We start from the raw sequence: 10,300 nt of genomic DNA, 5'->3' as shown, positions 1-10,300 counted from the left end.
CGACCGCATTGCCATCATGAAGGACGGGGCGGTGGAGCAATGCGACCGCCCCGACCGCATCGTGCTGGAGCCCGCGACCCCCTATGTCGCCAAGTTCATCGAGGATATCGAGAAGGCCCGCGTCGTCCATGCCAGCGCGCTGGCGAAGCCGGTCAACGGCCATGCCCTGACCGGCATGCCGATCGACGGCAGCCGCACGATCTCGCAACTGGCGCGGCTTCTGGTCAACGACGACCGCGCGATCCTGCCGGTGGCCGGGTCCGACGGGGCGGTCATGGGCGCGCTCGACCGTCAGGCGGCGCTGGATGTGCTGCTGGGGGCGCGCGAATGAGTGTCGCCACCACCACACCCCCGCCCTGCGCCCGATGACCCGGACCCGTGTCGCGCAGATCCTGCTGGCGGCGGCGCTGTGCCTTGCCATCGGCAAGCTGGCGCTGCCCGAGGCGCTGATCCGCCCGCCCGAGTGGATGGTGCTGCCCTTCGCCGACTGGATCAACGCCGTCTTCGCCTTCGTGCGGGACGATCTGGGCCTGATCCACGTCACCCGCGCCTTCGCCGACGGGCTGGAGTGGCTGCTGGATGTCACCGCCAACCTGCTTTACGGCAAGAACCGCTGGCCGCGTCTGGGGCCGATCCCCTGGACGGTCATTGCCGTCTCTGCCGCCATGGTGGGGCAGGCGCTTGGCGGTCCCCGGCTGGCGGCCTTCGGCGGGCTGACCTTCGTCTGGATCGCCGTGCTGGGCCAATGGCAATGGGCGATGGAGACGCTGTCGGTCATCGCCGTCGCCGCGCCGGTCTCGATCCTGACCGGCCTCGTGCTGGGCACGCTGGCGTGGAAAAGCGAGGGCTTCCGACGCGTCCTTGCGCCCCTCTTGAACGTCGCGCAGTCGCTGCCGCATTTCGCCTATATGATCCCCGTGGTCGTCTTCATCGGGGTCGGGCCGAAGGCCGGGGCCATCGTGACGATCATCTTCTCGGTTCCGCCGATGATCCGCATGACGCTGCTGGGGCTGCAGAAGGTGCCCGAAGAGGTGATCGAGGCGGGCCACATGGCCGGCGCCACGCGCTGGCAGCTTTTGCGCAACGTCCGCCTGCCCACCGCGCGGACAGAGCTTCTGGTCGGCGTGAACCAGGTCATCATGCAGTGCCTTGCCATGGTGGTTCTGGCCAGCTTCATCGGCATGCCGGGCCTTGGGCAGAAGCTGCTGCAACTGCTTCAGGCGCTGAAGATCGGGCGGTCCATCGAGATCGGCATCACCATCGTGCTGCTGGCCGTGCTGCTGGACCGCTGCACCAAGGCTTGGGCGACCCGTCAGCCCGTCCACATGGAAAAGGGCACGCCATGGGCCGTGCGGCACCGGCTGGTGCTGATCTGGGCGGGGCTGGTGGCACTGTTCTGGGCGCTGTCGCTGGTCTTCCCGATCCTGCACGAGGTCTACCGCCGCGAGGCGCTGAGCCTCGCCGGGCCGCTGGATGCGGCGATGAACTGGCTGATCGCCACGCTTGACCCGGTGACGCAATGGCTGCGCTGGTTCCTGATCGTCTGGGTGCTGATCCCGCTGCGCGACGGGATGCTCTGGCTGCCCTTCTCGGCGGTGCTGATGTTCCTCGCCGCGGTCGGCTGGGCCATCGGCGGCAGACGCTCTGCCCTGATCTGCGTCGCCTATTTCGGACTGATCGCCCTGTCGGGCTGGTGGGACCGGGCGATGATCACCGTCTACACGGTCACCTTCGCGGTCTTCCTTGCCACGCTCATGGGCTTTCCGCTGGGCATCTGGGCGGCCCGCAGCGAGACCCGCGCCCGTGGCGTCCTGCTGATCTGCGACACGCTTCAGACCTTCCCCAGCTTCATCTACCTGATCCCGGTGATCATGCTCTTCGGCGTGAACGACGTGGCGGTGGTGGGCGCGGTGGTGCTGTTCGCGGCGGTCCCGCTGGTGCGCTACACCATCGAGGGCCTGCGCGGCGTGCCCGGGGCCCAGATCGAGGCCGCCGACATGTCCGGCGCGACACAGCGCCAGACCCTGTGGTCGGTGCGCCTGCCGCTGGCCCTGCCGACCATCATGGTGGGTGTGAACCAGTCGGTGATGTTCTCGCTGTTCATGGTGATCATCGCGGCCTTCATCGGCACGCAGGATCTGGGGCAGGAGATGCAGCGCGCCCTGTCGTCCAGCGATGTCGGCAAGGGGCTGGTGCTGGGGCTGGCCGTGGCCTTCATGGGCCTGATGGTTGACCATCTGGTGACCACCTCGGCGGCGCGGCGGCGCCGGGCGCTGGGGCTGTGACGCGGCGGGCCGGGGCGCGCGCCCCGGCCTTTCTCTCCAAGGCGCCCCGAAGCCGGTGGCATGGCCCTGGGCAGGGGATGATGCGGCGGCGGCAATCGGTGCCGATGCGTCCGGGGGATCGGGCGCGGGTCTTCGCGGATCCCGAGAGCGACCCGGGGGAACGGAAAAAGGCGGACCGGCGATGGACCGATCCGCCTTTGCCCTGTCCTGACGGCGGGGCAGGCGCCCCGTCAGGGCTGGCTCAGAGCAGAAGCGTGTCGCCGAGCTGCAGACCGATCAGCAGCGGGTCGTGGTCCGACGACCGGTAGGGGTCGTCGGCATAAAGGTCGTCGATCTGATCGATGGGCAGGAAGTTGGTGTTGTAGTTCAGCACCTCCGCCTCCAGCGCGTTGATCCGCCATTCCGCCGCGCCGGTGATCTGTCCCGCAAGCGACCCGCTGGCCAGCGCATAGTCGAGCGCGCCGAAGGTCTGGGATTGCGGCGCCCGGTCCAGATCCACCGGGAAGCCGAAGGACAGTTCGAACTCGTCCGGTTCGAGGAAGGCGGCGGCGAGGTTGGTGTAGCCCTCACCCTCCAGCAGGGTGATCGGGTCTTCCCGGGCGTAGGCGTTGAGGTCGCCCATGATCAGCACGTCGCTGTCACCCGACCCGGTGGGGTCGGTATCCAGCCAGGCGTCGATGGCGGCGGCGGCCTCGGGTGCGCGCCTCGTTGTTGTTGCCGGTGCCGTCGCCGATGCCCGCGTTGTCGCCGAAGGGGCTGACAGAGCCCTTGGACTTCAGGTGGTTGACCGCGACGGTGAAGGTTTCCCCGCTGGCCAGCTCCTCGAAGGTGGCGGCAAGCGGTACGCGGCTGGTGCCCGGGCCTTCGAAGACCGGGTTGCCCGGATCGACGCCCAGCCCGGCAAGGTCGGCATCGGTCAGCATCTCGACCGTGGTGCCGGGCGCGATGCGCACGCTATCGGCGTCATAGATCATGCCGACCATGATCGCATCCGACCCGACATAGGGCACGCCGGGATCGACATAGGCGTAATTCGCGCCGGGGGTGGCGGCGTTGAGCGCATCGACCAGCGCGCCGATGGCGAATTGCCCGTCGCCGTTCTGGTCGCCGATCTCGTTTTCCAGTTCCAGCAGGCCGATCACGTCGGCATCCATGGCGCTGAGCGCCGAGACCAGCTTGTCGAGCTGGCGCTGGTATTCCTGTGCGTTGTCCGCCCCGCGCGTGTCGGCGCCGTTCGGACCGGCGCCCAGCCCCTCGTCGCCCAGCGTGGTGAAGAAGTTCAGCACGTTGAAAGAGGCCACGGTGAGCGAGCCGCCCACGTCCGGCGCGGCGGTGTCGCGCGGCGCCGTATCGACGAAGCCCGCGTCCTGCGTCAGGTTCAGGCGGTAGACCTCGTCCCCGGAGCCGCCGGAGCCGCGCCCGTAGCGCAGCACGCCGGTCAGGTCGGTGGCCGTGTCGCCCGCGCTCAGCGCGTCCCCGGCGTCGAATTCCCCGGCGATGCGGCCCGGCTCTCCGGCGATCTCGAAGGGAATGACAGAGGGGTTCTGCACGGTGGACCCGTCATCGACGATCAGCGTGTTCTGCACCTGCTCTTCGATGAAGGCATTGAAGCCCGCCACGTCCGGCGCGTTGGCCTGCGTGTAGGTTTCCACCAGCCCCTGCGCGTTCAGCCCGATGTCGCCGAAGCGGCCAAGGGTATAGAGGTCCGTCACGGTCATGGTCTGCGGAACGGTGACCAGCATGCCCTCGTAGGCCTCCATGTCGGCGATCAGCGCGCCGTCGGAGTTCGTGGTCAGGTTCGCCACGGGGAAGGTGATCGTCGCCGCCGTGGGCAGGGTGTTGCCGCTGTCGACGATCTCGATATTCGAGATCGCGGTCAGCTGGGTTTCACCGAAGAACTCGGCGACGGTGCCGGTCACGCGGACGCGGTCGCCGGTGGCCACGTTCATCAGCGAGGTATTGCCCTCGAAGACGAAGAGCCCTTCCGAGGTCATGAGGTCGCCGTCCGCGTCGCTGTCTTCCTCTTGCAGGTAAAAGCCGTTCAGGTCGCCGTCGACACCGTTGGCGCCATCCTCGAAATCGCCCACGACGATGGCCTCGACCGTGACCACCTGGGTTTCAAGGAACGAGGCCGCGCCGCTGCCCTGAATGGTCGAGATCAGCGTGGTCTCGGTGGGCGGGGGCGGGGTTCCGTCCGCCTCTCCGACCTCGAAGTCGTCGATCTGCCACAGCGAGGTGCTGCCGCCGCCGGTGCCCGAGGACTGGTAGCGGAAGGCGAAATGCACGTCGCCCGAGGGCAGGCCCGAGAGGTCGATCTCGCCCGAGGCGGTTTCGGCGTAGCCACCGGTGGAGGCGTCGAAGGGCAGTTCGGTCCATGTGGCTGCGGTGGGATCGCCGGTGCCGCTGTAATCGGTGGAATAGAGGAAGGTCACCTCGGGGTCGGCGATGCCGGTGTCGTCGAAATTCTTGGTGTTGGCGAAGCGCGCGACGGGGTTGTCGAGGCCCGAGATGTCGATCAGCGGAGAGATCAGCCAGTCGTCCGCCGGGACGTCGTCGCCAAAGCCGTTGACGGCGGCGAACTGGTCGCCGCTGAAGCTGGCGGTGTACCAGGTGTTCGCCGCATCGCCGTCGACGGAAACGGCCTGCCAGTCGGCGGCGGAGAATTCCGTTTCGAAGTCAAAGGTATAGGGCGCGGGGATGCCGCCCGAGGGGGCCGCGTCATTGGCCGTGCCCCGGGTATCCTCGGCGGGGGCGGCCCATGTGTCGCCATCCTCGTCCCGTTGCAGCGAGAAGCCCAGGGGCGTGCCGCTGCTTTCCGAGACGCCGATATCGGTCGAGGTGACACCCGCCGCCGCGCCTTCGGTGGCGGTGAAGCTGCCCTCGTAGGACAGGAACTCGACCAGCGTGCCGTCGTTGACCAGCGCGATGCCGTCCGGTGCGCCGTTCTGAAGGCCGTTCACCGGCAGTTCGATCAGGTAGTAGTCGAAGCCGCCCGAGGTGCTGGCGGGCGCGGCGGGCAGGGTCAGCGTGTCGTAGACCGTGCCGTTGGAGCCGTTCACCAGCTCGACCGTGGTGGCGGAGGTGTCGGTGCCTGCCGCCACGCGCAGCTCGACGAACTCGCCTTCATCGGTGCCGGTGTTGTCATAGTGGAATTCGTTGATCCGGCCCACGAAGGGCTCGGGCGCGGCGACATTGGCCTGCCCGCGCGTGTCGGTCTCGGTGACGGACCATGTGTCGCCGTCCTCGGCGCGTTCCAGCGAGGCGCCGACGGGGGTGCTGCTGGTCTCGGCCACGCCGATATCGGTGGAGGTCAGGCCCGCGGCGGGGCCGTCGGCGGCGGTCAGGGTGCCCTCGTAGGACAGGAATTCCAGAACCGTGCCGTCATTGACCAGCGCGATGCCGTCCGGCGCGCCGTTCTGAAGGCCGTTCACCGGCAGCTCGATCAGGTAGTAGTCGAAGCCGCCCGAGGTGCTGGCGGGCGCGGCGGGCAGGGCAAGCGTGTTGTAGGCGGTGCCGTTCGCGCCATTGTAAAGCACCACCGACAGACCGGCGGGGTTCTGGCCCTCGCCCAGTGCGGACCTCGACGAATTCGCCTTCGTCCGTGCCCTCGTTGTCGTAATGCAATTCGTTGATGCGGGCGTCGAGCTCGGCCACATCGGTGACGGTCACGGCGATATCCGCGCTGTCGCTGGCGCCCTGCGCGTCCTCGACCGTCACGGTCAGGTCGTAGGTGTTGTCGGAGCCCGCGTCGAGCGGGGTCTCGAAGTCGGGGGCGGCGATGAAGGACAGCGCGCCGTCGGCGCCGATGGTGAAAAACGCCGCATCGGCGCCCGACAGGCTGTAGCTCAGCGCGCCGGCCTCGGCGTCGGTGGCCGTCGCGGTGGCGACGGCGGTGGTGTTCTCGGCCACCTCTGCGGTGGCAGGCAGGCTCAGCACCGGCGCGTCGTTGCTGCCGGTCACGGTGACGGTGACGGTGGCGGACGCGGTGCTGCCCTGACCGTCGCTGACGCTGTAGGTAAAGGTATCGGTTGCGGTCTCGCCCTCGGCCAGCGCGTCGAAGAGCGTGCCGGGCGTGTAGCTCACATGCGTGCCGTCGAAGGTAACAGTGGCGCCCGCCGCGCTGGTGGCGTCCACGCCGGTCAGCGTCAGGCTGTCGCCGTCGAAGTCCTGATCGTTGGCGAGCAGGGTGGTCGCGGCGATGGTCAGGATGGCGTTCTCATCGGTCGTGGCGGCATCGTCCCCGGCCAGCACGGCGTTGTTGCGGCCATCGGTGTAATAGGTGAAGTCGTCGAATTGCAGCGCTTCGATCTTGCGCAGGCTGTCGCGGCTCGCCCTGCTCGGACTCGAGGATGATCTGCCCGCGCCCGCGCGCGGTGATCGTGTAATCGGTGATCGACCCGGACAGGATTGCGGTGTCGAAGCCGTGACCGCCGTCGACGGTGTCATCGCCCGCGCCGAGGGTGATCTGGTCGTCGCCAAAACCGCCGAAGGCGGTGAGGGTGCCGGTGCCGGCAAAGATCCGGTCGTCGCCCCAGCCGCCGAAGACAAGGCCGCTTTCGCCCAGGCGCACGGTGTCGTTGCCCCAGCCCGCATGCACGATGTCGTAGCCCGGGCCGGTGTCGATGTCATCGTCACCCCAGCCGCCGAAGATCACGTCGTTCTGGCGCCAGCCGAACGCGAATCCCTTGCCGATCTTGAGCCCGTTTCCCGGAAAACCCTTGGCCATGTCTCTCACCCCCTGTGGCAGTCGGCTGCGTCTGTTGCATGGAAATGTGACAGCAATGTACGATTCCGACCAAGCCTGCCGTTACGGCAGCCTGTGCCGCATCGGCGGTCGGGCGCGCAAAGGCGGCGGTGCGTATCGGGGCCGGGGCGGGGTCCATGCGTGCGAAACCGGGGTCATGAGGGCGGGGGCCGCGCGCCGCTGGCGAAGCGGTTGAAGGGCCGGGGCCGAAGCGCTTGGCGCCCGGGTTGGCGCCGCGCCTCCCGGCAGTCGATGGCGTCTTGCGGTCCGGCTCGATCCGTGAGGCGCGCAGGGTTGCGGCGGGCCGCGCCGGGATGGGCGCGGCCCGCTGTCGCTACTGGATGAAGGTCGGCATCACCCAGCGGGGCAGGGCGAGGATCAGGTCCGGCAGCAGGATGATGATCAGGAGCACCACCACCATGGGCATCAGGATCACGATCACGTCGCGCAGCGCGTCGACCAGCCGGATCTTCCCGATCGAGGCCGCGATCAGCAGGCACAGCCCGTAGGGTGGCGTCACCAGCCCAAAGGCAAGGCTGAGCACCCCGATGATGGCAAAGTGAATCGGGTGCATGCCCACGTGCTGCGTGACCGGGAACAGCACGGTGCCAAGGATGATGATCGCGGGGATCGCGTCGATGAACATGCCGATCAGCAGGAAGGCCAGCGCGCACATGATCCCGGTGCCCACCAGCCCAAGCCCCAGCGCGTCGATCTGGGCGACCAGCGCGGCGGGGATCTTGAAGTAGGCGAGGCACCAGCCAAAGGCCGAGGCCGTGCCGATGCAGAACAGCGTGATCGCCGCGAAGCGGGCGCTGTCATACAGCACATGCGGCAGCTGCCGGAAGGTGATCGAGCGGTAGACGAAGAGCCCCAGCACCAGCGAGTAGAGCACCGCCACCACAGAGGCCTCGGTCGGCGTGAAGAAGCCGCCGACGATGCCTCCGACGATGATGATGGGGGTCATCAGTGCCAGCGAGGCGCCCGCCGTCGCGCTCATCAGTTCGCGGAAGGTCGAGCGGTCGTGCAGCGGATAGCCGTATTTCTTGGCGTAGAGGTAGACGGTGATCATCTGCGACAGCGCCACCAGCACCCCGGGCACCACGCCCGCAAGGAACAGCCCGCCGATCGAGACCGACATCAGCCCGCCCCAGACCACCATCAGGATCGAGGGCGGGATGATCACCCCCATGACGCTGGAACAGGCGGTGATCGCCACCGCGAAGGACGAACTGTAGCCCTCTTTCTTCATCTGCGGGATCAGCAGCGAACCGATGCCCGCCGCATCCGCCGTAGACGAGCCCGAGATGCCCGCGAACAGCATCGAGACCACCACGTTCACATGCCCCAGACCGCCGGGCAGGTGGCCGACCAGCGCCCGCGCCAGCCGGATCAGCCGGTCGGTGATGCCGGCAGAGTTCATCAGGTTCGCCGCCAGCAGGAAGAAGGGCACCGCCAGCAGGACGAAGGCGTTGTAGCTTTTGAACATTTCCCGCATCAGCAGCACGGGAGTCAGGCGGTCGTCGATGAAGAAGACCGGCACCACCGCAAGGCCGAGCGCGAAGGCCACCGGCACGCGCAGGAAAACCAGAACCCCGAAGGTTCCGAACAGCAGTGTTGCGACTTCAGCCGGCCCCATGAAGCTCTCCTTCCTTCAGCGCGCGGAGGTCGTTGACGATGCGCTCGATCACGAAGACGGCCCATGTGCCGCCCGCAAGGGGCCAGGCGACGTAGATCATCCACATCGGCAGGCCGAAGATCTCGGACCTTTGCCGCGCGCCCAGCACGAAGAAATCCTGCCCCCACCAGAGGAAGGACAGCGCCATGGCAAGGATCGCCAGGTTCACGAAAAGCTTCGAGGCGAACTCGACCCCGGGATTGGCGCTGTGCGGCAGCACGTCGACGTCGAAATGGGTGCCGTCGCGGACCGCGATCATCGCGCCGATCAGGATGATCCAGACGAAACAGAAGCGGGCGATCTCTTCGGTCCAGATGTAGCGGGGGATGAGGCCGGTGTAGCGGCTGAGGATCTGCATGGTGACGGGCACGATCAGCGCCGCCATCAGCAGGGTGATCAGTGCCTTCAGAAGGCGATAATAGCCTTCCAGAATCATGCGCATGGCGCGTCCTGCTCGATTTTGAACGAAGAAGCGCCCCGGCGCGGTCGCGCGCCGGGGCCCGGTGTTGCCGTTATTCGACGGCTTCGATGGATTGCAGGACGTCGGTCGCGCCCAGTTCCTCGGCATAGGCGGCCTTGACCGGCGCGGCGAGTTCCAGAAGCATGTCGCGCTCTGTGAACTCGTGGGTCTTCAAGAGCCCCGCCTCTTCCATGGCCTTCAGCTTCTCGCTGTCCTGACCGCTTTCGACGTCGCGGCCCAGCTTGCCGCCGGCCTTGCCGGCCTGCAGGACGCAGTCCTGCTCTTCGGGCGTCAGGCGTTCGAAGGTAGCGTTCGAGAAGGCGATGGGGCGCACGGTGATCGCGTGCTTGGTCAGCGCGATCTCGGGGCCGACCTCGTAGAACTTCATCTGTTCGATGCCCGCCGCCTCGTTTTCGTGCCGCGTCGATCACCCCGGTCTGGATGGCGTTGTAGACCTCGTCATAGGCGATGACCGAAGGAGCCGCCTTGATGGCCTCGAAGATGCGCGTCTGGATCGGGGCGCCCATGACCCGCATCGGCAGGCCTTCCAGTTCCGCCATGGTGGTGACGGGCTTGTTGACGATCAGGTTGCGCGTGCCGCCCCCGGCGTAGCCGATCAGCCGCACATTGGCCTTGTCCAGCACGTCCTCGGCCAGTGGCGCCAGCGCGTCCTGCTCCATCACCGCGTTCCAGTGGTCGAGATCGCGGAACAGGAAGGGCATGTCCATCAGCGGCGCTTTCTGGCTGAAGGTCGACATGTGCGAGGGGCTGACGATGCCGTAATCGACGGCGATGCCCTGGCTCATGTTCTCGAAGTAATCCTTTTCGAGGCCAAGCTCGGAGTTGAGGTGAAGCTCGAAGGTCAGCGACCCGCCCGAGCATTCGCCCGCGACCCGTTCGAATTCGCGCAGGGCCTTGGTGAAGGCGTGATTTTCGTCGAACTGGACGGCGCCGACCAGTTCGGTTGCACCGGCGGACGTCCCCGCGAGCAGCGCGGCGCAGGTCGCCGCGGCAGTCAATGTCTTCATGATTTCCTCCCTTGCCCGGCGTTTACGGTCCCGGACTGTTTTCTAGTATGGTAGCAAATCGGACATTCGTGCAACAGTTCACTGACATGTCGTCCAAGCACCTGC

8 protein-coding genes and 1 pseudogene are annotated in these 10,300 nt (G+C 67.2%); 2 read left to right on the top strand and 7 right to left on the bottom strand.

Annotated features, from left to right (window positions below):
- Both ABFB10_RS23860 and ABFB10_RS23855 read left to right on the top strand, forming a co-directional pair.
- A pseudogene (locus ABFB10_RS23860) lies at positions 1 to 331 on the top strand (ABC transporter ATP-binding protein); the annotation flags it as partial.
- Between the two features lie 34 nt (positions 332 to 365).
- Positions 366 to 2,285, top strand: a complete 1,920-nt coding sequence (locus tag ABFB10_RS23855; protein WP_347168688.1) for an ABC transporter permease — start codon at positions 366 to 368, stop codon at positions 2,283 to 2,285.
- Positions 2,286 to 2,526: 241 nt separating this feature from the next.
- Here the strand turns inward: ABFB10_RS23855 and ABFB10_RS23850 are convergent, their stop codons facing one another.
- From ABFB10_RS23850 to ABFB10_RS24465, 7 genes are all read right to left on the bottom strand, one after another.
- Complete coding sequence (locus ABFB10_RS23850; protein WP_430523075.1) at positions 2,527 to 2,916, bottom strand: hypothetical protein; 390 nt, start codon at positions 2,914 to 2,916, stop codon at positions 2,527 to 2,529.
- A 7-nt stretch (positions 2,917 to 2,923) separates the two neighbouring features.
- Positions 2,924 to 5,245 (bottom strand): ExeM/NucH family extracellular endonuclease, encoded by a 2,322-nt coding sequence (locus ABFB10_RS23845; RefSeq protein ID WP_347168686.1) that lies wholly within the window; start codon positions 5,243 to 5,245, stop codon positions 2,924 to 2,926.
- Between the two features lie 421 nt (positions 5,246 to 5,666).
- Positions 5,667 to 6,536 (bottom strand): cadherin-like domain-containing protein, encoded by an 870-nt coding sequence (locus ABFB10_RS23840; RefSeq protein WP_347168681.1) that lies wholly within the window; start codon positions 6,534 to 6,536, stop codon positions 5,667 to 5,669.
- A complete protein-coding gene (locus tag ABFB10_RS23835; protein ID WP_347168680.1) occupies positions 6,502 to 7,011 on the bottom strand; it encodes a calcium-binding protein in 510 nt (169 codons plus the stop codon). Before ABFB10_RS23835 ends, ABFB10_RS23840 begins: the two co-directional genes overlap by 35 nt.
- A gap of 352 nt (positions 7,012 to 7,363) precedes the next feature.
- The gene (locus ABFB10_RS23830; RefSeq protein WP_347168679.1) at positions 7,364 to 8,668 is read right to left on the bottom strand and encodes a TRAP transporter large permease; all 1,305 of its coding nucleotides are present in this window, start codon (positions 8,666 to 8,668) and stop codon (positions 7,364 to 7,366) included.
- Complete coding sequence (locus ABFB10_RS23825; RefSeq protein ID WP_347168678.1) at positions 8,655 to 9,149, bottom strand: TRAP transporter small permease; 495 nt, start codon at positions 9,147 to 9,149, stop codon at positions 8,655 to 8,657. The genes ABFB10_RS23830 and ABFB10_RS23825 overlap by 14 nt, the downstream gene beginning before the upstream one ends.
- Entirely contained in the window at positions 9,140 to 10,195 is a 1,056-nt protein-coding gene (locus ABFB10_RS24465; RefSeq protein ID WP_430523074.1) for a TRAP transporter substrate-binding protein, read from the bottom strand. The genes ABFB10_RS23825 and ABFB10_RS24465 overlap by 10 nt, the downstream gene beginning before the upstream one ends.
- Positions 10,196 to 10,300: the final 105 nt, after the last annotated feature.

It is taken from the genome of Ponticoccus litoralis, assembly GCF_039769985.1.
In the GTDB taxonomy this organism is placed as follows: Bacteria; Pseudomonadota; Alphaproteobacteria; order Rhodobacterales; family Rhodobacteraceae; genus Ponticoccus; species Ponticoccus litoralis.
Note: the sequence above shows the minus strand (reverse complement) of the source record. Positions and strands in the feature narration are given on the sequence as shown.